This window comes from Natroniella sp. ANB-PHB2 (assembly GCF_046097105.1).
In the GTDB taxonomy this organism is placed as follows: Bacteria; Bacillota; Halanaerobiia; order Halobacteroidales; family Halobacteroidaceae; genus Natroniella.
In genome coordinates, this window is the sequence record NZ_CP175562.1 from 2,284,341 (window position 1) to 2,309,551 (window position 25,211).

At 33.8% G+C, this 25,211-nt stretch carries 28 protein-coding genes; 27 read left to right on the forward strand and 1 reads right to left on the reverse strand.

Annotation, left to right across the window (positions count from 1 at the left end):
• Nucleotides 1-49: 49 nt before the first annotated feature.
• The 9 genes from ACKF5P_RS11395 to ACKF5P_RS11435 all read left to right on the forward strand — a co-directional run bounded on the left by ACKF5P_RS11395 (nucleotide 50) and on the right by ACKF5P_RS11435 (nucleotide 9,050).
• Nucleotides 50-892, forward strand: a complete 843-nt coding sequence (locus tag ACKF5P_RS11395; RefSeq protein WP_408955309.1) for a ParB/RepB/Spo0J family partition protein — start codon at nucleotides 50-52, stop codon at nucleotides 890-892.
• A gap of 136 nt (nucleotides 893-1,028) precedes the next feature.
• Entirely contained in the window at nucleotides 1,029-2,408 is a 1,380-nt protein-coding gene (gene hydG, locus ACKF5P_RS11400) for a [FeFe] hydrogenase H-cluster radical SAM maturase HydG (protein ID WP_408955310.1), read from the forward strand.
• Nucleotides 2,409-2,475: 67 nt separating this feature from the next.
• Nucleotides 2,476-3,786, forward strand: coding sequence for a [FeFe] hydrogenase H-cluster radical SAM maturase HydE (gene hydE, locus ACKF5P_RS11405; RefSeq protein ID WP_408955311.1), 1,311 nt, complete (start codon nucleotides 2,476-2,478; stop codon nucleotides 3,784-3,786).
• A gap of 112 nt (nucleotides 3,787-3,898) precedes the next feature.
• A complete protein-coding gene (hydF, locus tag ACKF5P_RS11410; RefSeq protein ID WP_408955312.1) occupies nucleotides 3,899-5,119 on the forward strand; it encodes a [FeFe] hydrogenase H-cluster maturation GTPase HydF in 1,221 nt (406 codons plus the stop codon).
• Nucleotides 5,120-5,133: 14 nt separating this feature from the next.
• Nucleotides 5,134-6,276: an aminotransferase class V-fold PLP-dependent enzyme gene (locus tag ACKF5P_RS11415; RefSeq protein WP_408955313.1), complete on the forward strand. Its 1,143-nt coding sequence runs from the start codon at nucleotides 5,134-5,136 to the stop codon at nucleotides 6,274-6,276.
• 47 nt (nucleotides 6,277-6,323) lie between these two features.
• Nucleotides 6,324-6,995, forward strand: coding sequence for a DUF554 domain-containing protein (locus tag ACKF5P_RS11420; protein WP_408955314.1), 672 nt, complete (start codon nucleotides 6,324-6,326; stop codon nucleotides 6,993-6,995).
• A gap of 161 nt (nucleotides 6,996-7,156) precedes the next feature.
• On the forward strand, nucleotides 7,157-8,119 hold the full coding sequence (locus ACKF5P_RS11425) for a peptidoglycan DD-metalloendopeptidase family protein (RefSeq protein WP_408955315.1): 963 nt from the start codon (nucleotides 7,157-7,159) through the stop codon (nucleotides 8,117-8,119).
• 81 nt (nucleotides 8,120-8,200) lie between these two features.
• Nucleotides 8,201-8,629 carry a polymer-forming cytoskeletal protein gene (locus tag ACKF5P_RS11430; protein ID WP_408955316.1) on the forward strand — a complete coding sequence of 143 codons (429 nt, stop codon included), beginning with the start codon at nucleotides 8,201-8,203 and terminating at the stop codon, nucleotides 8,627-8,629.
• Nucleotides 8,523-9,050, forward strand: coding sequence for a GNAT family N-acetyltransferase (locus ACKF5P_RS11435; RefSeq protein ID WP_408955317.1), 528 nt, complete (start codon nucleotides 8,523-8,525; stop codon nucleotides 9,048-9,050). Before ACKF5P_RS11430 ends, ACKF5P_RS11435 begins: the two co-directional genes overlap by 107 nt.
• Before the next feature lie 34 nt (nucleotides 9,051-9,084).
• On the opposite strand, the gene yyaC is transcribed toward ACKF5P_RS11435, so the two are convergent.
• On the reverse strand, nucleotides 9,085-9,801 hold the full coding sequence (yyaC, locus tag ACKF5P_RS11440) for a spore protease YyaC (RefSeq protein ID WP_408955318.1): 717 nt from the start codon (nucleotides 9,799-9,801) through the stop codon (nucleotides 9,085-9,087).
• A 191-nt stretch (nucleotides 9,802-9,992) separates the two neighbouring features.
• Between yyaC and ACKF5P_RS11445 the strand changes: the two genes are divergently transcribed.
• The 18 genes from ACKF5P_RS11445 to ACKF5P_RS11530 all read left to right on the forward strand — a co-directional run bounded on the left by ACKF5P_RS11445 (nucleotide 9,993) and on the right by ACKF5P_RS11530 (nucleotide 25,076).
• Nucleotides 9,993-11,018 carry a hypothetical protein gene (locus ACKF5P_RS11445; RefSeq protein WP_408955319.1) on the forward strand — a complete coding sequence of 342 codons (1,026 nt, stop codon included), beginning with the start codon at nucleotides 9,993-9,995 and terminating at the stop codon, nucleotides 11,016-11,018.
• Between the two features lie 82 nt (nucleotides 11,019-11,100).
• The gene (locus ACKF5P_RS11450) at nucleotides 11,101-11,967 is read left to right on the forward strand and encodes a mechanosensitive ion channel family protein (protein ID WP_408955320.1); all 867 of its coding nucleotides are present in this window, start codon (nucleotides 11,101-11,103) and stop codon (nucleotides 11,965-11,967) included.
• A gap of 201 nt (nucleotides 11,968-12,168) precedes the next feature.
• The gene (locus ACKF5P_RS11455; RefSeq protein WP_408955321.1) at nucleotides 12,169-12,348 is read left to right on the forward strand and encodes a DUF951 domain-containing protein; all 180 of its coding nucleotides are present in this window, start codon (nucleotides 12,169-12,171) and stop codon (nucleotides 12,346-12,348) included.
• Between the two features lie 140 nt (nucleotides 12,349-12,488).
• A complete protein-coding gene (ychF, locus tag ACKF5P_RS11460; RefSeq protein ID WP_408955322.1) occupies nucleotides 12,489-13,586 on the forward strand; it encodes a redox-regulated ATPase YchF in 1,098 nt (365 codons plus the stop codon).
• Nucleotides 13,587-13,683: 97 nt separating this feature from the next.
• On the forward strand, nucleotides 13,684-13,968 hold the full coding sequence (gene rpsF / locus ACKF5P_RS11465) for a 30S ribosomal protein S6 (RefSeq protein WP_408955323.1): 285 nt from the start codon (nucleotides 13,684-13,686) through the stop codon (nucleotides 13,966-13,968).
• A 26-nt stretch (nucleotides 13,969-13,994) separates the two neighbouring features.
• Complete coding sequence (locus ACKF5P_RS11470) at nucleotides 13,995-14,369, forward strand: single-stranded DNA-binding protein (RefSeq protein WP_408955324.1); 375 nt, start codon at nucleotides 13,995-13,997, stop codon at nucleotides 14,367-14,369.
• A 24-nt stretch (nucleotides 14,370-14,393) separates the two neighbouring features.
• Nucleotides 14,394-14,609, forward strand: coding sequence for a 30S ribosomal protein S18 (gene rpsR, locus ACKF5P_RS11475; RefSeq protein ID WP_408955325.1), 216 nt, complete (start codon nucleotides 14,394-14,396; stop codon nucleotides 14,607-14,609).
• Nucleotides 14,610-14,720: 111 nt separating this feature from the next.
• Nucleotides 14,721-15,038, forward strand: a complete 318-nt coding sequence (locus ACKF5P_RS11480) for a MazG-like family protein (protein WP_408955326.1) — start codon at nucleotides 14,721-14,723, stop codon at nucleotides 15,036-15,038.
• 13 nt (nucleotides 15,039-15,051) lie between these two features.
• On the forward strand, nucleotides 15,052-15,951 hold the full coding sequence (locus ACKF5P_RS11485; RefSeq protein ID WP_408955327.1) for a DUF2232 domain-containing protein: 900 nt from the start codon (nucleotides 15,052-15,054) through the stop codon (nucleotides 15,949-15,951).
• Nucleotides 15,952-16,028: 77 nt separating this feature from the next.
• Nucleotides 16,029-16,475 carry a 50S ribosomal protein L9 gene (rplI, locus tag ACKF5P_RS11490; protein ID WP_408955328.1) on the forward strand — a complete coding sequence of 149 codons (447 nt, stop codon included), beginning with the start codon at nucleotides 16,029-16,031 and terminating at the stop codon, nucleotides 16,473-16,475.
• A gap of 25 nt (nucleotides 16,476-16,500) precedes the next feature.
• A complete protein-coding gene (gene lonC / locus ACKF5P_RS11495; protein WP_408955329.1) occupies nucleotides 16,501-18,396 on the forward strand; it encodes a Lon family ATP-dependent protease in 1,896 nt (631 codons plus the stop codon).
• Nucleotides 18,384-19,718, forward strand: coding sequence for a replicative DNA helicase (dnaB, locus tag ACKF5P_RS11500; protein WP_408955330.1), 1,335 nt, complete (start codon nucleotides 18,384-18,386; stop codon nucleotides 19,716-19,718). The genes lonC and dnaB overlap by 13 nt, the downstream gene beginning before the upstream one ends.
• Before the next feature lie 187 nt (nucleotides 19,719-19,905).
• The gene (locus ACKF5P_RS11505) at nucleotides 19,906-20,388 is read left to right on the forward strand and encodes a hypothetical protein (protein WP_408955331.1); all 483 of its coding nucleotides are present in this window, start codon (nucleotides 19,906-19,908) and stop codon (nucleotides 20,386-20,388) included.
• Complete coding sequence (locus ACKF5P_RS11510; protein ID WP_408955332.1) at nucleotides 20,375-21,238, forward strand: sensor histidine kinase; 864 nt, start codon at nucleotides 20,375-20,377, stop codon at nucleotides 21,236-21,238. The genes ACKF5P_RS11505 and ACKF5P_RS11510 overlap by 14 nt, the downstream gene beginning before the upstream one ends.
• A 180-nt stretch (nucleotides 21,239-21,418) precedes the next feature.
• A complete protein-coding gene (locus tag ACKF5P_RS11515; protein WP_408955333.1) occupies nucleotides 21,419-22,018 on the forward strand; it encodes an accessory gene regulator ArgB-like protein in 600 nt (199 codons plus the stop codon).
• Between the two features lie 6 nt (nucleotides 22,019-22,024).
• Complete coding sequence (locus tag ACKF5P_RS11520; protein WP_408955334.1) at nucleotides 22,025-22,147, forward strand: AgrD family cyclic lactone autoinducer peptide; 123 nt, start codon at nucleotides 22,025-22,027, stop codon at nucleotides 22,145-22,147.
• Nucleotides 22,148-22,366: 219 nt separating this feature from the next.
• Complete coding sequence (gene purB, locus ACKF5P_RS11525; RefSeq protein WP_408955335.1) at nucleotides 22,367-23,662, forward strand: adenylosuccinate lyase; 1,296 nt, start codon at nucleotides 22,367-22,369, stop codon at nucleotides 23,660-23,662.
• 127 nt (nucleotides 23,663-23,789) lie between these two features.
• Nucleotides 23,790-25,076 carry an adenylosuccinate synthase gene (locus ACKF5P_RS11530; protein ID WP_408955336.1) on the forward strand — a complete coding sequence of 429 codons (1,287 nt, stop codon included), beginning with the start codon at nucleotides 23,790-23,792 and terminating at the stop codon, nucleotides 25,074-25,076.
• Nucleotides 25,077-25,211: the final 135 nt, after the last annotated feature.

A 25,211-nucleotide genomic window follows, 5' to 3' on the forward strand; every position in this document is an offset into this window, starting at 1 on the left:
ATAGAGTAGTAGTTGATTAATAAAACTCAGATTGAGGAGGAGTAAAAGGATGAAAGAGAGTAGTTTATTTGAAAGGGTTGATGAAAAAAATTTAGTCATAGATGAAGAGCTAAACAGAGTTGTTAAAATTCCAATAGATTTAATTAAGCCAAATCCTTATCAGCCAAGAGATAAATTTAATTTTGATAAATTAAAGAAACTAAGTCAATCGATTAAAGAACAAGGCTTGATTCAACCTATTTTAGTCAGGGAAGTTGAGAAGAAATATCAAATTGTAGCTGGAGAAAGAAGATATCGAGCAGTTAAAAGTTTAGGCAAAGATAAAATTGAAGCAATTGTGATTAAAGTAAATTGTCAAGAAATGATGGAGGTTGCTATAGTTGAGAATTTACAACGAGAAGCTTTAAATCCAATTGAGGAGGCAAAAGCTTATCAAAAATTGATTGTTGACTTTAATTTATCTCAAAAGGAAGTAGCTATTAAAGTAGGAAGGAGTCGTTCATCAATTGCCAATGCATTGCGTTTGTTAAAGTTACCAACAGAAATTAAAGGTTTATTAGTAGCAGAAAAGATAAGCAAAGGGCATGCTCGCTCCTTATTAGCTTTATCATCAATAGAGTTGCAGCATAAGATAGCAGAAAAAATTATTAGAGAAGGGTTAACAGTTAGAGAGAGTGAACGATTGATTAAAGAGCTTAAACAAGAAGATAATAAATCAAAAGAGGAGCCTAGGCAGAAAAAAGATCCTAATGTATCCTTTATCGAACAAAGATTAATGAATATTTTAGGAACTAAAGTGGATATTAATCCAGGTAAGAAGAAGGGTAAGATAGTGATTGAGTATTATTCGACAGAAGATTTAGAGAGAGTTATTGAGGTTATGGAAGAGTAGTTTCACATGAAACAATTATTAGTTAACAAAACCAGTAAGGCACTTAAGTGCCTTACTGGTTTTTGTTTTAATAGGAAAGGTTTAAAGTTAATAAAGCAGAGATATGAGTCATAAAATATTGCAGAGAGGTGTAATTATGACTAACTTTATTGATAATGAAAAGCTAAATCAGGTTTTAAATTCTGTTAGTCCAACTGATGGTAAGATAGAAGAGATTATTAAAAAATCTCTCAATAAGAAGAGGTTGAATTTAAAGGAAACTGCTACTTTGTTGCAAGCAGAAGAGCCAAATTTAATTAGGAAGATATTTATTGCAGCAAAGAAGTTAAAAAGTCAGATTTATGGTGAGAGAATTGTACTGTTTGCCCCATTATACATTGGAAATAAATGTATTAATGATTGTAACTATTGTGGTTTTAAATCTTCTAATTATGAGGTTGAGCGCTCTACCTTATCTAAATTAGAGTTACAAAGAGAGGTTAAGGTATTAGAGAAGCAAGGTCAAAAGAGAGCAATTTTTGTATATGGTGAGCATCCTGATTATGATGCTGATTTTATTGCGGAGACTGTAAGATTAGCCTATGAGATGAAGGGGGCTGGAGAATTAAGACGGGTTAATATTAATGCAGCTCCATTAAGTGTTAAAGGATACCGCAAGTTAAAAGAAGTAGGGATTGGAACTTACCAGATCTTTCAAGAAACTTATCATTATCAGACTTATCAACAAGTTCATCCCAGTGGGCCAAAATCTGATTTCAACTGGAGGTTAACTGGTTTGGATCGAGCTATGGAAGCTGGAGTTGATGATGTAGGAATTGGTGCTTTATTTGGATTGTATGATTGGAAATATGAAGTTTTGGGTTTGTTAGAACATACAATTCATTTGGAGGAGAATTATGGTGTTGGCCCGCATACAATTTCCTTCCCAAGATTAAAAGAAGCTACTAACCTGAAAGTTAATAATAAACATTTAGTAACTGATCAACAATTTAAACGACTAGTAGCTATTTTAAGATTAGCAGTACCCTATACAGGTTTGATTTTAACAGCTAGAGAGAAACCTATGTTAAGAGAGGAGGTTATGAAGCTAGGTGTATCTCAGATTGATGCAGGAAGCAGGATTGAAATGCGGGGTTATACAGATTTTGAGAAAGAACAAGATGTTAAAAAAGAGCAATTTAAACTAGGAGATACTCGTTCTTTGAATGAAGTAATTAATGAGTTAGTTCAAGAGGGATATTTACCATCTTTTTGCACAGCCTGTTATCGATTAGGGAGGACGGGGGAGCATTTTATGGAGGCTGTTAAGCCAGGTTTTATAAAAGAGTATTGTACACCAAATGCTCTTTTAACTTTTAAAGAGTACTTAGAAGATTATGCTTCTAAAGAAAGTAAACAAGTAGGGGAAGAATTAATTGAAGCAAAGATAGCAGCAATTGAGGAGCAGCAACTTAGAGAAGAGTTGCTCAATAAATTGGAGTTGATAAACCGTGGACAGCGTGATCTATATTTTTAAAATTAAAGTAAACAAATTTATAAAAGGATTAATTTATTAAGGCGTTGAAAGAGTAGGTGTTAATTAAATGGCTTTACGTGATAAATTTATTGCGACTGGTATAGAGGAAAATTCAGTTTTACTCTGTTCTTCAACCCATCATCTGTTAGAAGCAAAGCATTATTTAAATTCATCTGGAATTAAAATAGAGCTGGTTCCTACTCCTTCGGGAATTGGTTCTGCCTGTACTACGGCTATTCGTTTTGCTCGCTCTAAAGAAGAATTAGTAAGGCAGTTATTGCAGGAGAGCTCAATTGAGTGGTTAGGTATTTATCATGTTAAAAGGCAAGATCGAAGAGCAGACTGGGCTGAATTATGGGATTTAAAATTAAATGCTAAATTTGAGAAGGTATTACAAAAGGTTGCTCAAGATCAGGTGTTGACTAAAGAAGAGATAGTTACCCTTTTACAGGCTCAAACAGATGGTGAGTTAAAAGCTTTATTTGAAGCAGCAAATAAGATTCGAGCCGAGGTATTAGGGTCTATTGTTGATCTTCGAGCAGCAATTGAATTTTCCAATTATTGTATTAAAAATTGTAATTACTGTGGTTTACGGTGTGAACAGCAGATTAAGCGTTATCGAATGAGTAAAAAAGAGATTATTTCGACGGTAGCACAGGTTGATCAATTGGGAGTAGAGACAATCATTTTACAATCTGGAGAAGATCCATGGTACACTACCGATAAGATTATTGATATTGTTCGAGAGATTAAGAGGAAGTTTGGTATGAAGATCACCCTTAGCTTAGGAGAGAGGAGTAAACAGGAGTATAAAATTTTTAAAGAAGTAGGCGTCGATAACTACTTACTAAAGATAGAGTCAACTAACCGTAAACTCTTTAAACAATTACACCCAGATGATCAGTTTGAAGTAAGAAGAAAACATATTAAGTGGCTAAAGGAGTTAGGATATATCACTGGTTCGGGGAGTATAGTTGGTTTACCTGATCAAAAGGTGGAAGATTTAGCTTCTGATATTCTCTTTTATAAAGAGTATGGAGTACATATGATTGGGATTGGCCCTTTTTTACCAGCTCAAGGAACTCCTTATCAAGAATATCCAGAAGGAGATTTATTATTATCCTTAAAAGCGATTGCTGTAACAAGGTTAGTTTGTCAAAATGTTTACATTCCTTCCACTACTGCTTTAGCTTCTTTAGCTAAAGAGGGTTTGACTAAAGGGTTGAAGGTTGGAGGTAATGTAATTATGTTGATTATGACTCCTCGTGTTTTACGAGAGAAATATCAAATTTATAGGGATAAAAATATGATCAATTTAGAGGTAGCAACTAACTCAGTTAAGGAGGCTGGTAGGAAAGTGCCTGGATATATTAAGTAGGAGAAGTAAATATGCTGGAAATAGCTGTATACAATGTATGCAGCTTGTTTTTTTAAACAGTAAATCGTTATTAAAATCAAGTATTATTTAATATCAATTAGAGGAGGATAAAATGGAGGGTACACCACAAGCTAACAGAGTACATATTGCCTTATTAGGTAGAAGAAATGTTGGAAAGTCTAGTTTAGTTAATGCTTTAACAAATCAAGAATTAGCAGTTGTTTCTCAAATAGCAGGTACTACCACAGATCCTGTTTATAAGAAGATGGAGTTATTACCTTTAGGGCCAATTGTAATGATCGATACTGCTGGAATTGATGACCAAGGTCAACTAGGAGAGTTGAGAGTTAAAAAAACTAAAGAAATCTTAAGCCGAACCGATTTAGCTTTGCTAGTAATTGATTCTGAAGTTGAGGTGGGTGATTACGAACTAGAGCTATTAAGAGAGTTAGAGCAAAGAGAAATTCCTGTAATTGGTGTTTTTAATAAAGTAGATAAAGTTAAAGAGGTTAATTTAAAAAGTTTGAGCAAGAAGTTAAGTACCAAGTTGTTACCGGTTAGTGCTAAAGAAGGAACTGGGATTGAGCAGTTAAAGAAGGAAATAGCTTTATCTGCTTCAAAAAAATTTGAAAAAACGGATCTTATTGGCGATTTAGTTAAACCTTATGATATAGTTATATTAGTAGTACCGATAGATATAGCTGCCCCTAAAGGAAGATTGATCCTACCTCAAGTTCAGACTTTACGGGATCTACTCGATAATGATGTTCAAGCTTTGGTAGTTAAAGAAGATGGATTAAAGCAAGCAGTAACTAAATTAAAAGAACCTCCCCAACTTGTAGTAACAGATTCACAAGTTTTTCAAGATGTAGCCGATAATTTACCTTCTGAAATAAAGTTAACAGGTTTCTCTATTTTATTTGCTCGCTATAAGGGTGACTTAGAGGCTTTAACCAAAGGAGTTAAGAAAATTAAAGATTTAGAAGTAGGTGCTAAGGTTTTAGTTGCAGAATCATGTACCCATCATCGAACGATAGAAGATATAGGAACTGTTAAGATTCCAGCTTGGATTGAGGAAATAGCGAAAGTTAAGTTAGAGTTTAATCATGTAGCTGGTCGAGAATTCCCTCAAAATTTAACAGGATATGATTTGATTGTTCAATGTGGAGGATGTATGACCAACCGTAAAGAAATATTATATAGAGTAAAATTAGCTGATAGTTTAGGAATTCCAATTGTTAACTATGGAATATTGATTGCTTATAGATATGGAGTTTTAAATCGGGCTTTAGAGCCGTTTCCAAAGGCAAATAGAATCTGGCAAACTACTTAAAAAGGGGGCGCAAAATGATTTATCTAGATAATGCAGCTACTACATGGCCTAAACCAGAAAAAGTTTATCAAACAATGGATGATTTTATGAGAAGTTATGGAGCTAACCCTGGACGAGCTGGATATCAGATGGCTAATCAAGCAGGAGAGATAATTTTTGCAGCCAGAAGATTGCTTGCTAGATTATTTAATGCTGCCAGCATACAAGAAATTATCTTTACTGCTAATGCTACTGAAGCGTTGAATTTAGCAATCAAAGGATATGTAAGGCCAGGAGATCATATAATCACTACTAGCTTGGCTCATAATTCTATCTTGCGACCAGTCAAAGAGTTAGAGAAAAGAGGGGTAGAAGTATCAATTATAAAGGTTGATCAGAAAGGTCAAGTTCAAATTGAGGAGATAAGAAGTGCTCTTAGAAAGAATACTAAATTAGTAGTAATGGCTCATGCCTCTAATGTAACAGGCAGTTTATTACCGATTAAGGAAGTTTCTCAATTAGTAGCAGACTCTGAGGTTAAGCTATTGGTAGATGCTGCCCAAACAGCAGGTGTTTATCAGATTGATGTGCAAAAGTTAGGGGTTGATATGCTAGCTTTTACTGGTCATAAGGCTTTATTTGGGCCACAAGGGACTGGAGGATTATATCTTAAAGAAGGAATTGAATTAAAGCCATTAATTCAAGGAGGTACTGGTAGTTATTCAGAAGATATTAATCAACCTAAGTTAAGGCCGGACCTTTATGAGAGTGGGACACCAAATACGGTTGGGATTGCTGGTTTAAAAGCAGGGGTAGAATTTATCTTAGCAGAAGGGTTGGATAAGATTAAAGAGCATGAAAATAATCTAATAATATACCTACAAGAGCAACTAAAACAGATATCAGAGGTAACATTATATGGCACATTAGATTTAAAGAAAAAAGCTCCACTTTTAGCATTCAATCTTGGAGTAGAGAATTCAGGGGAAATTGGCTATATTTTAGACAAAGCTTTTAATATTTCGGTAAGAACTGGACTGCACTGTGCACCTTTGGCCCATGAATCCTTAGGAACTTTAGAGCAAGGGGTTATAAGGGTAAGCCCTAGTTACTTTAATACAAGAGGAGAAATAAGGGAGTTTATCATTGCTATCAATGAAATAGCAGAGGAGATTTAATTGAAAATTTAGTAATAAATTTAATAATTAAGATTAAGGAGACTGATATGAGAGGGACAATAGTTAATGCAGTAGCAATTGTAATTGGAGGAAGTTTAGGAATCTTATTGGGAAATAGATTGGCGGAGCGATTTAAAAAGATTGCAATGCAAGGGTTGAGTTTAGCAGTTTTATTGTTGGGATTTAAAATGGCTTTAGGAACTGAAAATCCAGTTTATATTATTTTTGCTTTACTAGTAGGTGGATTGATTGGAGAGGGAATTAATATTGAAAAGAAGTTGAAGCAATTAGGAGGCTGGTTTGAATCGTTATTGAGTGGGCAAGGACAAATAGCTGAAGGATTTGTTCAATGCAGTTTAATCTATTGTGTGGGAGCAATGGCTATTATGGGGGCTATTCAAGATGGCTTACAACAAGATCCTTCTACTTTATATGCCAAATCATTATTGGATGGTTTTTCTGCAGTTGCTTTTGCTTCAACATTAGGAGTAGGTGTCATTTTATCAGCTATACCTGTTTTTATCTATCAAGGTCTAATTAGTTTATTAGCTGCTCAGGTTAGAGTAGTTTTAACTTCAGCTGTAATTGCTGAAATGACTGCTGTTGGCGGGTTGTTGATTTTTGCTATTGGAATGAATTTGTTAGAAATAACTGAGATCAAAGTAGGTAATTTATTACCATCTATTGTTGTAGTTGTATTTTTTGTACATCTATTCTAGTTTGATTACATAACTTTTATCAATTAGAATTATTATAGTTGATAACTTTATAATTAGTAATTTAAATTTTAATTTCCTATCATAAAAAAAAAAGGAAAATTAGTATTTATGTAGAATACGTGTATTAGATGTTAGATTATCAAAAATGGAGGGGCAGTAATATGTCATATTATAAGCAAAAGGAAAAAGTAACAATTAAAATTGTTCCTCACACAGAACATGATATATTTACTTTACGTATATCAAAAAAGCTGATTAAATTTCTTTTTACTTCAATACTAGTTGCTTTATTAGCTTTAGTTGGAGCATTATATTACTATAATCGGCAGTATGACTTTTCTTTACAACGGATTGAGCAATTGATTCATTATAGGGAAGAAAATATAGAGTTAGTTGAAAAAAATGAGTACTTACATGATAAGTTGGCCCAAATTTCACAGCAAACAGAACAAATTGAAATCAAATTTAATAATATTAAACAAGAAAACAAGAAAATCAAAGAACTAATAGACTCTCAAGAAGAATTCAGTAGTAAAGAATTTGAATTTAATGAATCTGATGATTATTCAATGCAAACCGTTGATTATAGCCAATTTAATAATTCTAGTAAAGAGTTGGTTCAGCATACTGAATCTACAATTAGGAGATTACAGACCTCTTTACCACAAAAACAGAAAGAGCTAAATTATTTAGAGAAGGATATTGAAGAGTACAGAGAGTACTTAGCTGCTAGACCAGAAGGGTGGCCAATTAAAAATGAGGAGGGTAGAATAACCTCTACTTTTGGAGATCGTTTCCATCCGGTCTTAGAGCGGAAGACCTTTCATAACGGAATTGATATAGCTGTATGGTATAATCATGAGGTGGTTGCTACTGGAGAAGGGAGAGTAGTTGAGGCAGGAAATAAAGGGGGTTATGGTCGGACTGTGGTTATAGACCATGGATTTGGTTATAAAACCTTATATGCTCATAATAATCGATTGCTAGTCAGAGTAGGCGATAGGGTAGAGCGAGGAGAAACAATAGCTTTATCTGGTAGTTCTGGTATAAGTACAGGGCCTCATCTTCATTATGAAGTTCACTTAAATGGTCAACCAATTGATCCAATTGAGTACATAAGATAATATTTTAATGGAAAAATTATCAGGTCTTATGCATTAAACCTATTAAAATTATAATTAATCGAAATAAGGAGGCTAAAAGTAATGTTTGGAAGTAAAAAGAAAAAAAAGAAGAAGAGTAAAAAGACTAAAGACGTAGGAACTGTAATAAGTGCTGGTACAAAGATTCAAGGAGAGATTAAGGTTGATGAATCAATTAGGATTGATGGAGAAATAGAGGGCAAGTTAGAAGCTGAAGGCGATATTTTTATTGGGAAGCAAGGTAAGCTAAGAGCAGATGTTAAAGGTGCTGATATAATGATTGCTGGAGAGGTAGAAGGAGATGTTATAGCAGACGGAAAATTAGAAATTGTTACTACTGGAAAGTTGATTGGAGATATTTCTATTTCAAATTTAATTATTCATGATGGAGCTATATTTAAAGGGAATAGTACATCTAAGATGGCTGAAAGTAAAGAACAGAAGGATACAAAAGCTGATAATAGTAAAAAAAAAAGAACTAAGTCAGCTTAAAGTTAGAGAAATTAATGATGATAAGGTTTTAAAACAAGCTTTAAAGCTAAGACAAGAAGTCTTTATCAAAGAACAAAAGGTACCATCAGATCTAGAATTTGATGGTAAGGATAAAGAAGCAGCTCAATTTGTAGCTCAGTTAGCTGGCAAAGTAGTAGGAACTTGTAGATTGTTTGTAAAAGATAAAGCTGGAAAATTAGAAAGAATGGCTGTGATAAAAGGATCTCGAAGAAAAGGAGTAGGTTCTGCTCTATTAAATGAGGTTGTTAAAGTGGCTAAGAAAAGAAATTTATCCCAACTTACTATTCACGCTCAATTACAAGTTAAAGATTTTTATCTAAACCATGGCTTTGAAGTTATATCTGATCAAGTATTTGTTGAAGCAGGAATTAAGCATGTTAAAATGAATATGAAATTATAAAAATAAGGCTTTAATCTTTTAAAAGATTAAAGCCTTATTTTATTTGTTGGGAGATCTTTCTTACACCCTGAATTAGGGAATAAGAGATTATTTTGGCCATTTTAACCACTAAACTTAGTCGAGTACTCTGTAAAACAAAGTATTCCATATACCCTGAAACGTTGACTAGACCTGTTATATGCATATTACCAACCTCAGGCAAGTCTTTATCAACGCCTGAACCAGGTTTTAGTGGTCCTTCATTGACACAAATTGAACCGACACTAGTACTCTTTCCTAACCCAGCATCAATAGCAATGATAAAGGAATTGGGGTATTTTTGATTAATAGATTCTAATTTGTCATTTAAATTAGTGGCATGGATTGGTGAGTTTAAAGTACCAAAGATTCTAATGTTATTATTTAATTTAAAGTTAGATAATTTTGAACCGGTTAAAGGTCCTAAGGAATCTCCAGTTGAGCGGTCAGTTCCAATACAAATTATTGCTAATTTTTGTTTGAGGGGGTTATAAATTTGTTCTAATTTGCTATTGATTATTTTTTTAAGGTTCGTCATTGCTAGAGGATCATCAATATGTACTCGATTACGACTTAATAACTCTTGACGATTAAAACTAGTTGATTTAGTTGAAGATATATTTTGATAACTTGAGTAACAGTTTTGGCAAAATAATTTTTTATGAGCAATTAATTTGGGACTATCTAACATCTTACCACAATAATAGCAAGCTGTTTTTCTATTATTTTTCATTGATTTCCCCCCTGCTTAATCTAGATTATACGTTTAGTGAAGCCGAATCATTAATGATATTTTTATGATTAATTATAGTCTGCCCTTTACTTATTCTTACTGTATGTAATTAGCTTCTTAATTAAACTGTAAATTATTACCTTGATTTATTAAAGTTAAGAATAATATAGATGTGTAGAGGGGGGATTATTTTGAAATTGGGAGTAACTATGAAAATAATAGTAACTTATATTGGAGCAGTGATAGGAGCTGGTTTTGCTTCGGGCCAAGAGATATTCCAGTTCTTTATTATCTATAGAAATAATGGTTTATTAGGGATAATCTTAGCAGGAGTGATCTTTAGTGTGTTAGGTGTCAACATTGTTTATATTGGAAAAAACTTAGGTGTAACTAATTATCGACAGTTATTTTATAGGCTTGCTGGTAATAGACTAGGGTTTGTAGCAGATCTCTTTTTTACTTTGTTTTTATTAGGTAGTTTAGTTGTTATGTTATCTGGAAGCAAGGAGATAGTAGCTTTTTTATTTAATGTTAACTCTAGTGTAGGATTATTAATTTCTATGATAATAGTAGTACTGGCTAATTATTATGGCTTAGAAGGAATTATGAAATTAAATTTATTATTAATTCCCTTTTTAATAGTTGTTACTTTGGTTGTGATTAACGGCTTGATAACTGGCTTTGAAATTAATTTAACCACATTTGATCTTAAATTAGAGTGGATATTTTCTTCTTTTGTTTACAGTGGATATAACCTGATTTTAGGATTAACGGTTTTACTTCCTTTGGCTGCTAAAACAGGGAAAAAGGAGTTAACTATCGGGGTTGTAGCTGGAGGTTTAATATTAGGATTTTTAGCTTTTTTGATCGGCTATGTATTGAACCAATTTTACCCTCAAATATCAAGTGCTGAAATTCCAATGTTAGAAATAATTTCAGAATATAGGCAGGATTTATATTATATTTATGCAATTACACTATGGCTAGCAATGTTAACAACTGCCAGCTGTAACTTATATGGCCTGTCAGATAGGATTGACTTAACGGTTAAATTGACTAGGCAGAAGATTTTAATTATAATTATGGTATTGATTGGCCCGATTAGTAATCTTTCTTTTGCCAGATTGATTGAATGGATTTATCCACAATTGGGGAAAGCTAGCTTAGGTTTATTATCATTGTTAATTATAAATTATTTATATCGCGGTAAACTTTAATAAAAAATAAATTGTTTACGGCAACATATTTATGTTTAAACCTGTTTAAATGATCTTAGAATTGGAATATAGGAGGAAGATAATGGATAGATTAAATAATGTTTTAGATCGGATTTTCAGATTGATTACAGTTGAGCTATTATCAGCTAGATTATTACAACAGATTGGACTAGCTTTTTTACAGTTAGCTGCAATTTTAGTTACTACTAAATTACTGTTAAGGTTTGGAGACTTTTTAATCGAAAGGTTGTTTGACGAAAGAGAAGAATACGAAAAATATACTAAACAGAGAAATAAAACCTTGAATTTTGTTCTGAAAAGTGGTTTAAGATATTCCATTTATTTTATCGGAGGAACGATGGCTTTAGATGTATTAGGGGTTCCTACAAGTTCCATTTTAGCAGGGGCTGGAGTAGTTGGTTTGGCTTTAGGTTTTGGTGCTCAGAACTTAGTTAAAGATATAATTACAGGTTTTTTTATTCTTTTTGAAAAGCAATTTGTAGTTGGGGATTATGTACAGATTGCTGAAGTAGAAGGGGTTGTAAGAGAGATAGGCTTAAGAGTGACTAAGGTTAAGAACTTTGATGGTGATTTACATATTATTCCTAATAGTAATATTGAACAGGTAACTAATTTTAGTACAGCAGCAAGAAGGGTGGTAGTCAATGCACCAATTGATTATGAGCAGAGTATTCAGGAAGCAATTACAGTTTTAGAAGAGTTGGCTAGTGAATTACAAAATGAATACCAAGAAATCAAGGAAGGGCCAACAGTGCAAGGAGTAGAGGAGTTAGGTGATTCTAGTATTCAAATTAGGGTGATTGCAATGGTAGAACCGATGGATTCATGGCAGATAGGAAGGGTCATGAAGCAGAGGATTAAAGAGCGATTTGATCAGGTTGGAATTGCAATTCCATATCAACACTTGACTATAGTTAATAAAGAATGACTTAAGTCTAAGTCTAAGTCTAAGTCTAAGTCTAAGTTTAAGTAAAAAACTAAAATCTTATTGTGTTGGTGGTTGATAGTCTCAAACTTAAACTTAGAGCGTATAAAATGTTTAAAATCAAAATTTAGGATAAAGAAGCTTGAATTTCAAAAAAATTCTTTGTATACTGTTAATTGAAGTTAGAATTTGGGAGGTGACAGGATGAAATTTACAGTTGGAGAGGTAGTGCAGTTCAAAAAAGAACATCCCTGTGGTAATGATCAATGGCAGATTTTACGAACAGGAATGGACTTTAGGGTTAAATGTTTAAAATGTGGACGAGTAATCATGTTACCACGTCCTAAATTTGAAAAGAGCGTTAAAAAAATAATTGGTAGTTAATAATTGATAGTTGATAGTAAAAAAATAAAGATGATTTTGTTTTTTATATTATAGATGTTAGCTTTGAAAGGAATGATTTTTAGTTTAACTGTCAACTACAATTGTACACTGTAAACTAATATTAAGGGAGAGTTTATATTATGGGAATGAAATGTGGAATTGTTGGGTTACCTAACGTAGGTAAGTCAACACTGTTTAATGCAATTACTGAAGCAGGAGCTGATTCAGCTAACTATCCGTTCTGTACAATTGATCCTAATGTTGGTATTGTAGAAGTACCAGACCAGAGATTGGACAAACTGACAGAATTGATTGAGCCTAAAGAGACAGTTCCTACAGCAATTGAGTTTGTTGATATTGCTGGTTTGGTCAAAGGAGCAAGTAAAGGAGAAGGTTTAGGAAATAAGTTTCTAGGTAACATTAGGGAAGTTGATGCAATTGTTCATGTTGTTCGTTGCTTTGATGATGAGAATATTACCCATGTTGAAGGAAGTGTTGATCCGTTACGTGATATTGAAATCATTGAAATGGAATTAATCTTAGCTGATTTAGAAAGTGTTGGCAAAAAATTAGAAAAGACCGAAAGGCAATTGAGGACTGGAGATAAAATTTATCAGGAGCAGTTTGAGGTGTTGACTAAAGTTAATGAGGTATTAGAAGAAGGTAAGCCTGCTCGTAATGTTGAATTAACTACTCAAGAAGAGAAGTTAATTAGAGATTTAAATCTATTAACATTAAAACCAGTCTTATATGCAGCAAATGTTGCTGAAGATAAGATTGGATTAGCTGATAATCAGTTAGTTACTACAGTAAAGAAAAAAGCTGAAAAAGAAGATGCTGAAGTAGTAGTAATTAGTGCTCAAGTAGAAGCAGAAATTGCTGAATTGAGTGGAGAGGAAAGAGAGTTGTTTCTGGAAGAATTAGGTATAAAGGAATCAGGCTTGGACAAACTAATAAAAGCTGGATATAGTTTATTAGGACTAATTACTTATTTTACTGCTGGGGAAAAAGAAGTAAGGGCTTGGACAGTTAGAGAAGGATCAACAGCTCCAGAAGCAGCTGGAGTGATTCATTCTGATATGGAACGAGGATTTATTCGAGCTGAAGTAGTAAGCTATCAAGAGTTAGTGGAGGCAGGTTCTTTTGCTCAGGCTAGAGAAGCAGGTACTTTAAGGTTGGAAGGCAAAGATTATATTGTGAAAGATGGAGATGTCTGTTATTTCAAATTCAATGTCTAATTGTTGCAATTTGATTGGGTTAGTGTTATAATGGATAGGTAAAATCCATGCTCTTAATAGATTAAGGGCCAGTGACCGAATGGAGGAGGTGACAGAGATGACTAAGTATGAAACTATGTTGATTATAAGTCCAGAATTGAATGAAGAGGCTACTGAAGCAACAGTAGAGAAAGTAACAAGTGTAATTGAAGATGATGAAGGTGAAGTACTTAAATTGGACAAGTGGGGTACTAAGGAGTTAGCTTATGAAATTAATGATCAGACTGCTGGTTATTATGCAGTGGTTAACTTCAAAGCTGTTCCTGCTACACTTGATGAATTAGAGAGGATTTATCGTATTGATGATAATATCATGCGTTATTTGATATTAAAGGATGAATAATAAATAAATTAGGTGGGTGTTTTGAAGTGCTTAATAAGATTATTTTGATAGGTCGACTGACGAGGGATCCAGAATTACGTTATACCCCAAATGGTACGGCTGTTTCTAATTTTTCTTTAGCTGTAGAGAGAAATTATAAAAATAAAAATGGGGAACGTGATGTTGACTTTATTGATATTGTTGTGTGGCGCAAGCAAGCAGAGCATTGTGCAAACCACCTGAATAAAGGACGTTTAGTTGCAGTTGAAGGTAGATTGCAAATTCGTTCATATGAAACTGATGAGGGACAGAGAAGGAGAAATGCTGAAGTTGTAGCTAATAATGTTCAGTTTTTAGACTGGCCAAATCGCAATAATGATCGGCAAGAACCTGCAGAAGAAGATATAGATGTCCCTTTCTAAAATTGATTGAAGGAGGGAAAATAGATGGGACGTGGGAGAAGGAAGTCATGTGATTTTTGTGCTAATAAAGTAGATAAGATTGATTATAAAAAGATTAATATCTTAAGTAAATATATAACGGATCGTGGAAAGATCTTACCACGAAGAATTTCTGGTAATTGTGCTAAACACCAAAGAGAATTGACTAAGGCAATTAAAAGAGCAAGAAATGTTGCTTTGTTGCCATTTAAAATTGACTAAGTTAGATAAGATAAAAGGAGACAGCAATTGTCTTCTTTTATTTTTATTTTGCAGGAAAATTTTTTTGATTGCAGAAATAGATAGATACATTGTTTTGGCAGGAGGTTTGCCATGAAGAAGTTTAACTCTAAAAAGGGATCAATTACTAAAAATTTAAAGATAATTGAATGGTTAAAGACAGAATTATTAAGCAATGTGTCATTATTGTTTAAGGTAATGATAAAAAATAATGAACCAAAACTATTAGATATAGTAACAAATATTATTATGATAACTTATTTACTAGCTAAACGATTAGGCTATTCTTTTGAGCAAATAGATAGAAAGTTACAAAAAAAGATTGAAGCTAACGTAAACGAGAAGCATCAGATAGAGGCTTGGTATGGAGATTTGACTAAGTTATTAGAGCATCTAAAGGATAGAAGTTAAGGTGGTGGATTAATTGAAAACTAAAGCAGTGGTAGAGGGAGCAATTTTAACAGCGGTTACAGTAATTTTAACTATTTTAGCAATTTATTTACCGATGATAGGTAGTTTCTTATTTTTGTTAACCCCTGTTCCTTTAATTATATTGACTGTTAGATGTGGTGGAAAGCCTGCGATTATAGCTAGTTTAGTAACTGCTATAATTTTAGCTTTTTTGATTAATCCAATGATGTTTTTAGTTGTTATTTTAAATATTGGATTGATCGGAATCAGTATGGGAGCAGCATTTGAAGAACGATTTTCTTCAGTAACAATCTTATTAATAGGGGTTATTGCTGGGGCATTTTCTATGTTATTAAGCTTAGCGATCAGTGTTTATATTTTAGAGGTTGATATTGTAGTTCAATTAGAGGAAAGTTTACAACTGTCGCTAGATTTGTATCGAGAAATAGGACTCCCAGCGGAAGTTATTTTACACTCGGAGCAGCTATTTGAACAAGTTCTTGAATTGATTAAAACTACTTATCCTGCTATATTTTTATCTGTGGGAGCTCTTATTGCTGGTATAAATTATTATTTCAGTTATACTATTATGAGTAGATTGGATATTCAATTACCTGCTAAGTTTTCAGTGCAAGAGATTAAATTTCCTAAAATAATAGTAATTTTTTATGTTATTTCTATAATCTTTAATCACTTGGCTGTATGGCAAAATATTTATGTTATTGCAACCTTCTTATTGTTATTAGAAGGTGTAGCAGTTGCTTATTATTATTTTTTGCAGTGGAATTTAAATCAGGGGTTAGCTGTATTTTTAATCTTTACATTAGTCTTTTTTCCTTTGTTTAACCCAATATTATTATTAATTGGAATTTTAGATTTGTGGTTTGACTTTCGTAATTTGGATAAGATTTAGATTTTTGTCAACAATAATTTATTGTCAATCTTAACTTGATAATATATAATTACATTAAGTTAGTGGAGGGATAATTAATGAAGGTTATTTTAAAAAAGGATGTTAAAGGTTTAGGTAGTAAAGGAGAGGTTGTAAAGGCAGCTGATGGTCATGCTAGAAATTATTTGATTCCTAGAGGATTGGCTAAAGAAGCAACAGATACTAATATGAAGAAGTTGAAACAGAAAAAAAAGGTTAAGGCTAGGAAGAAAGAGAAGGAGCTTGAGGAAGCTCAAGCAAAGGCAGAAAAAATCTCAGAGCAAGTCTTTACAATTGCAGTTAAAGCAGGAGAGAATGGTAGATTATTCGGTTCGGTAACTACTAATGATATTGCTGATCAGGTTTCAGAATTTCTGGGTGAAAAATTTGATAAACGTAAGATTGATCTAGCTGAAAATATCAGAAGTTTAGGCATTAGAAAAGTAGATGTTAAGTTACATAGAGATGTAACAGCTACGATAAAAGTTAAAGTTATAGAAGCATAAAGCATAGAAATAGAAGGGTGATTATATGGCTGAAAAAAAGCAAGAGCAAAAAGAGCAGTTAACAGTTAAAGTCACTGCTCTTTTTGCTTTGTTAACTGAATTATATGGAGCAGATGAACTACTATTAAAGGCAGGAAGATTAGATATTTTAGATCTATTAGAGGCTGAAGAAATCGATAAACAATTAATTGCACTACAGAAGCTGATTTTTGATCATCCAATGTTAGATGACATTCCTGAAGATTTCAGTTGTAAGGTAGAATTGCTTGAAGAATTAGAGAATGAATTGGCTGATAAGTTAGCACAAAAGGCAGCTAAAGAAGAGTTAGAGGATAAGATTAATGCTCGATTACAGAAGAAGCATCAAGAATATTTAAATGAAATTAAAGAAGAGATTATCAAAAATGAGACTGAAGAAGGAGCAATAGATAATCCCCATACTTTAAAAAAATATATTGAATTAGAACAGCTAGAGGAACAGGGATTAAACTCCTCAGCAACAGGCTTAGTTAGACCTGACAGTTTAACAGAAATTATTGGACAAGAAAGAGGAATTAAAGCCTTATTGACCAAGTTGGCTTCTCCTTATCCGCAGCATATAATTATTCATGGACCTCCAGGAGTTGGAAAGACAACGGCAGCTCGTTTAGCCCTAGAAGTAGCTAAAGTTAAAGGGCAGAGCCCCTTTCAAACGGATGCTAACTTTGTGGAGGTTGATGCTACTACTTTGCGCTGGGATCCACGAGAGGTGACCAATCCTTTATTGGGTTCTGTCCATGACCCGATTTATCAAGGTGGCAAAGGGAACTTGGCCCAACAGGGAATTCCAGAACCAAAACCTGGTTTAGTTACTGAAGCTCATGGAGGAGTCTTATTTATTGATGAGATTGGGGAGTTAGATCCTTTGTTGCAGAATAAATTATTAAAGGTATTAGAGGATAAGCGAGTCAATTTTGATTCTTCTTATTATGATCCAAATAATGAAAATGTTCCACAATATATCAAAAAGTTATTCAAGGATGGAGCGCCTGCTGATTTTATTCTAGTAGGGGCAACTACTAGAAGCCCTCAAGAACTTAATCCAGCTTTACGTTCTAGAACAACAAGTATCTTCTTTGCTCCTTTGACTAAGGATGATATTGGGGAGATTGTTAACCAGGCTAGTGTTAAATTGGGAATTAAGCTAGAGGTTGGTGTTGGTGAATTAATAGCTCAATATACAGTCCAAGGTAGAAGGGCTGTTAATTTATTGATTGATGCCTATAACTTAGCTTTAGAGGCTGAAGAAGAAAAGATTACTAAACGAGAGGTAGAAGAAGCGATTAAACTGAGTCGTTTGGTACCAACCCATCGTTTTACAGGAAGCCAAGATAGTCAAATTGGACAAGTCTTAGGTTTAGGGGTTAGTGGTTTTTTAGGTTCAGTTTTAGAAGTAGAGGCTGTAGCTTTTTCTGCGACTGAAGCTGGAAAAGGTAAAATAAAGTTTAACCAAACTGCCGGGAGTATGGCACAGGATTCGATCTTTAATGCCGCTTCGATAGTTAGAAAGGTAACAGGTGAAGATATAAACAATTATGATCTACATGTTAATTTAGTAGGAGGGGGCCAAGTTGATGGACCTTCAGCAGGTGTTGCTATTTCAGTAGCAATTATTAGTGCATTAAAGAAGATTCCTGTCAGGCAGAATATAGCAGTGACAGGTGAAATTTCATTGCATGGCAAAGTAAAACCTGTTGGTGGGGTTGTAGAAAAGATCCATGGTGCTTATCAGGCTGGGATAGATGAAGTTTTAATTCCAGCAGAAAATCAAGCCTGTTTTGTAGAGGATGAAGATATTAAGGTTACCCCGGTAACTGATATAGAGGAAGTATTAGCTAAAATATTTGATACTAGAGGGGAGGTAACTGAATGGAGGCTGTAGATAGAGTTCCGCCAAATAGTTTAGAAGCAGAAAAATCTACTTTAGGCTCAATGCTGCTTGATCGTGATGCAATAGCTAAGGTGATTGAAATTTTGCAACCGGAAGATTTTTATCGTCAAACGCATGCTATTATTTTTAATGTGATCAATGATCTCTTTGACAAAGGAGAACCAGTTGATCTAGTTACAGTTAGTGAACAATTGCGGGAGAAAGATAAGTTAGAGGAAATTGGTGGAGCATCATATATTACATCTGTAGTTAATAGTGTACCTACAGCAACAAATGTAAAGCATTATGCTAAGATTGTAGAAGAGAAGTCAATTTTAAGGAAGTTGATTAAGACCTCTAATCAGATAGCCCAATTAGGTTATCAGGGGGATCAAGAGATTGACTTTGTTTTAGATGAGGCTGAGCAGTTGGTCTTTAATCTTTCGCAACGGAGGACTACTCAAAGCTTTTCGGGGATTAAGGATATTTTAATGGATACTTTTGATAATTTGGAGCAACTTTATAAGCATAAGAATGATGTGACTGGGGTACCAACTGGCTTTAGGGACTTGGATAAGATGACCTCAGGATTCCAAAAGGCTGATTTAGTAATTATAGCTGCTCGTCCTAGTATGGGAAAGACTGCTTTGGCTTTAAATATTGCACAACATGCAGCTGTTAAAGAGGAGACACCCGTTGCTATCTTTTCTTTAGAGATGTCTAAAGCTCAATTAGTACAGCGGATGTTATGTTCAGAAGCACAGGTTGATAGTCATAGGTTAAGGACTGGGTATTTAAATGAGACTGATTGGCGGAGAATCTCTCAAGCAGCAGGTCGATTAGGAGAGGCTAAGATCTTTATTGATGATACGCCAGGAATTACGGTGATGGAGATGCGGGCCAAGGCTCGTAGAATTCAAGCTGAACATGGTCTAGATCTGATCTTGATCGATTATTTACAACTGATGCAAGGACGCAGAAATTCTGAAAGTAGGCAACAAGAGGTATCACAGATTTCTCGGTCACTCAAAGGATTGGCTAGAGAACTTGATGTGCCAGTTGTCTCTTTATCTCAGCTAAGTCGAGCTGTGGAACAGAGAAATGATAAGCGACCTCAGTTGAGTGATTTACGTTCTAGTGGCTCTATTGAACAGGATGCTGATGTAGTTGCTTTTATTTATCGAGATGATTATTATAATCCTGAATCTGAAAAAGCAGGAATTACCGAAATTATTATTGGAAAACAGAGAAATGGCCCAGTAGGTACTGTTGAGTTGGCTTTCCAAAAAGAATATACGAAATTTGTCGATTTAGCTAAACGGCAAGAAGGGTAGATGATAATCCATCTGCTCTTTTTTTTGTTTTTATGCAGGAATTTGTTGATATATGTTGAAATAGATATATGATATTTACTTTAATAGGTAAATTAACTTGTTAAGTAAAAATATATAACTACCAGACCACCTTGGTAGTTAATGAATGATTTACCATATTAGTTAGTTCTGTTGAGGGAGGCTTAAAATGGAGTTATCGTTATTTAGAGTTATTTTTACTGCTTTTCCAGAGAGTCTGTTGTTAACTTATGTTGGTTTAGGTCTATTGGGAGTTAAGCTTAAGTGGGAAGACTATATCACTATTGGATTTTTTTATATTGTTGGTTTAGTGATAGTGAGGAATGTATTTGATGGTTATGGGTTGCATGTTTTGATTTTATGTTTATTGTTAGCTTTACTAATCAAGGGTATAGCTAAACTGGATCTAAGTATTTCAGTTATAGCATCATTGTTTGGTTTTATTATTTTATTTATAAGTGAAGCGATCTTTATATCATTGATTACTGGATTTTTAGAAATTGGAATTTTAGAAATTATTCAACTGAATAATTTCTATTATCTTCTGATTAGTCATCTATCTAAATCACTACTGTTCATAGCTTTTTTATTGATCCATTTTTTAAACTTTAAGCTTGTAGATATAGGGAATGAAATAGATGTTAAAGCATAAATTTAGATCTGTAATAATAATCTTATTAATGCAGTCATTTTTATTACTGGTGCTTACTTTATGGCGGAATTTAAATATATTTGAAATAGTATCTATTAATCGATTAATAGATATTATTTTATTTATAGCTGTTGGCCTATCAATTTTATCAGTCATCGCTGTAAAAGAGTTATTTAAATTAAATCAGCATCAGATTGAAATGAAATTACAGAGATTAAAATTAGATGAAAACCAGAAATTAGTTAAAAACTTAAAATCTCAAAAGCATGATTTTTCTAATCATTTGCAGACTTTATATGGAATGATCCAGTTAGGGAAGAAAGAAGAGGCCAAAGAATATATCAAATCCTTAAGTCAAGATTTGAGACAGTTAAAATATAGCCAATCTGATCTAGCTGAATCTATTCTTGATTCGCTCTTGCTCCCTAAGAAGATGAAGGCTATCAGAGAGGGGATTAGATTTGAGTATCAGATTGAAAGTGGGGTTGAAGAGGTCAACTTATCCCTTAATCAATTATTTCGAGTCATTGGTAATTTAGTCGATAATGCTTTTGATGCCTTAGAGGGAGTTAATGGTCAAAAAGAGATTGAAATTGTAGGAGTTAAGCAAGGGGTAGATTATTTTATCTCTGTCTGCAATACTGGTTCAATCATTGATGAGGAGTTATTAGATAAAATTTTCATGCCAGGTTTTTCGACCAAAGGAGAGGGTAGAGGTTTTGGTTTATATATTATCAAATCCTTGATCGAGGATGCCGGGGGTGAATTGACAGTCAGAAGTGAGCAAGATTTGGGGACTGAATTCAGTATTAGATTACCTATCAAAGGTCAAAGTGACAAAAATACATAATCTTACAAAAAAACATATAATATCTGACCATAGTAAATTAAAGTCATATTTAATACAAAAAAAACAGTTTAATTGTAAAATAAATCTATAAGTTGACAAATATGGACTATGATGATATAATATCACCATAGTCCATATTCTATTAATTGGAAAATGGTGATAAAAATGGAGAATAGAAGTTTGAGAAGTATTAGTGAAGGCTTAATAAAGAAGTTTTTTAGTGATTTTAAAGAGGAGGAGCAGGAGGTTTTGGAGTATGGCTTAACAATCTTATTATCAACAGTGAGTGGGTATCTGCTGATCTTTTTAGTCTCATCGTTATTTAATGTAGCTTCTTTGGCTTTAACAGCAGCAGTTACTGGTGGGGTGATCAAGATTTTTGCTGGTGGAGTCCATGCTTCTTGTTTTAGAAATTGTATTCTAACGGGAACGACTGTTTTTACAACCATAGGGGTGCTAGCGGGTTACTTAGGTGGAGAAGTAAGTATTATGACAGGTTTATTTATCTTTTTTGTTCTAGTAATTGGTTCTCTAGCTATCTATCGTTATGCTCCTGCTCATGTTAAGGAGAAGCCTATAAAGTCTAATAAGAGAAGGTTTAAGTTTAAAATTTATTCTTTTGTGGTCTTCTTTGTAATTATGCTATTTTATTTCATACTTTATTTAAATGATTATGGTAGTCAAGTGATACTAGCAGGTTTATTTGCTGTTTTATGGCAGAGTTTTTCTTTAACGCCAGTAGCATATAGTTTGCGTGGGAGAAGTTATCATGGGAGGTGATCTTGAATGAAGGCGAAGAAGGTAGTTGCTAAAGTATTGAAGAAAATAAGTAAGGCTAATGTTGCTTCAACTAGTGGAACATTGGAGTATCAACCAGAAGTACCTAAGGCTTTGAAGAAGGAAGAATAATTTAGCTGATTAAAAATAGCGTAGAGTCTGCAGACTCTACGCTATTTTTTTATTATTCATTACTTTATTTAAAGTGTTAAAGCAATATAATAAACGAATATTATACTGCTTTACCGTAATAAAATTCGATATAATATTGACAATAAGCTGATAGTTTGCTATTATATTAATGTTAATATAAAATTATGAGTTGATATTTACTAGGAGGAGAGTTAATAAATGATTGGACGTTATAGTTTAGTTGAGATGAAAGAGATTTGGGAAGAGGAGAATAAATTAAACTATTGGTTGGAAATAGAGATAGCTGTCTGTCAAGCACTGGCTGAGGTGGGCCAAATACCACAACCAGCTGTCGAGAAGATTAAGAAGAATGCTCGATTTGAAGTCAGTCGAGTTAAAGAGATTGAACAGGAGACACGCCATGATATTTTGGCCTTCTTGACTGCAATAGCAGAGAGTTTAGGTCAAGAGTCTAAATATATACACTTAGGTTTAACTTCATCTGATATTAAGGATACAGCCCGTGCATTACAGATGAAGGAAGCATTGGAATTGATTATTGATGATCTAGTACAATTAAAAGAGGTCTTAGGAAAAAGAGCGAAAGAACATAAGATGAGAGTAATGATTGGGAGGACTCATGGAGTTCATGCTGAGCCAGTTACTTTTGGTTTGAAGTTAGCTAACTGGTATGCAGAAGTAGAACGCCATCTAGAACGGGCCAAAGAATTATTGAGAAGAATTAGTGTAGGTAAGATATCTGGAGCTGTTGGTACCTTTGCTAATATTACACCAGAAGTAGAAGAGTTGGCTTGCCAACAACTAGGCCTTAGTCCAGCAGCGATCTCTTCTCAGATTTTACAGCGTGATCGTCATGCTGAGTACTTATCAACTTTAGGAATTATTGCTAGTTCTTTAGATAAATTTGCAACTGAGATTAGAAACTTACAGCGTACAGATATTTTAGAGGTAGAGGAGTCTTTCCGCAAAGGGCAGAAAGGTTCATCAGCAATGCCACATAAGAAGAACCCAATTATTTGTGAACGGGTATCTGGACTATCTCGAGTCGTAAAATCTAATGTTCAGACAGGGTTAGCTAATGTTAATCTGTGGCACGAGCGGGACTTAACCCATTCTTCACCAGAGAGGGTAGTTCTTCCAGATAGTAGTATTTTAATTGATTATATGCTAACTAAGTTTACAGATGTAATTGAAAATTTAGGGGTTCATGAAGAGAATATGGAGGCTAATTTGGCCAAGACTAAAGGGTTGATCTTTTCTCAGAAGGTAATGCTTACCTTAGTAGATCAGGGGTTATTACGAGATGATGCTTATGCATTAGTACAGCGTAATGCTTTAGAAGCTTGGGAAGATGGGAAGAATTTCAAGGATTTATTATTAGCTGATGGTGATGTGATGAAGCATCTGAGTAGAGAAGAGTTAGATGAAATATTTGATTATGAATATCATTTGCGAAATATTGATACTATATATCAAAGGCTAGGGCTGGGGTAACAGTACATATTTAATATTTAATATTGAATAATGAATATTTAATATTTAATATTAAACATTGAATAGTTACAGTTGATTGTAAATTGTAAATTGTAAATTGTAAACTGATTTTTCAAGGGGGAGTTAGATGTCAACTCTAGTAATAGTTGGAACACAGTGGGGCGATGAAGGGAAAGGTAAGATTACTGATTTAATTTCTGAAAAAGCAGATTTGGTAGTTCGTTACCAGGGAGGAAATAATGCAGGTCATACTGTTGTTGTGGGTGATGTAGAATATAAATTACATTTGATTCCATCAGGGATTCTTTATCAAGATACTAAATGTGTGATTGGTAATGGAGTCGTTGTTGATCCGAAGGTTTTGATTGAGGAGTTAAATTATTTAAAGGAAAAAGGGATTGAGGTAACTGATTTTTATATTAGCTCTAAGGCTAATTTGATTATGCCGTATCATCGATTGTTGGATAAGGCTGAGGAAGCTAGAAAAGGTGATGGTAAGATTGGAACGACTGGGAAGGGGATTGGCCCGGTTTATATGGATAAGATAGGTAGATTTGGTATTAGAATGGAGGATTTATTGACTCCAGATGTCTTTGCTGCTAAGGTAAAAGAGATTGTAGAATTGAAGAATTTGATCTTGGAGAAGGTATATGGTATTGAACCTTTACAAGCTGAAGAGATCATTGAAGAGTATATGGGGTATGCTGAAGAGATTAAAGGGTTAATTACAGATACTTCAGCTTTGATCAATCAAGAGCTAGCAGCTGGCAAGAACATCTTATTTGAAGGAGCACAGGGCACTTTATTAGATATTGATCATGGTACTTATCCATTTGTAACTTCTTCTAATCCGACTGCTGGTGGTGTTTGTAGTGGAACAGGTGTTGGCCCGACAAAGATTGAAGAGGTTTTAGGAATAGTTAAGGCCTATACTACTAGAGTTGGCGAAGGACCATTTCCGACTGAATTAGAAGGTCAATTTGGAGAGCATTTAAGAGAAAAAGGCCATGAGTTTGGCACAACAACAGGACGACCACGCCGTTGTGGTTGGTTTGATGCAGTAATTCTTGATTATGCTGTTCGAGTTAATGGTTTGACTGGATTAGCAGTTACTAAATTGGATGTATTAGATGGTATGGATGAGGTCAAGGTCTGTACAGGTTATAAGTATCAAGGAGAAATTATTAAAGAGTTTCCAACACGGGATGATATCTTGGCAGATTGTGAACCGGTCTATGAGACTTTACCAGGTTGGCAAGAGGATACTAGTCAAATTAAGTCTTATGACCAATTGCCTGAGAATGCTAAAAAGTATCTAGAATATATCTCAGAATTAGTAGGAGTTGAGCTTTCAATTGTTTCTGTTGGCCCGAAGCGAAAGGAAACAATGGTTCTAAGGGATTTGTTAGATTAAAAAGGAAGTGTTGTTAATAGAAGCTTGAAACTAGGTATTGGGTTTATTTTACACCTTTAATTTTATACTAAGAAGAGTATGGTATTAGCTAATACCATACTTTTTTTAGCTTTAAGGAGGATTTTTTTGCTGTGC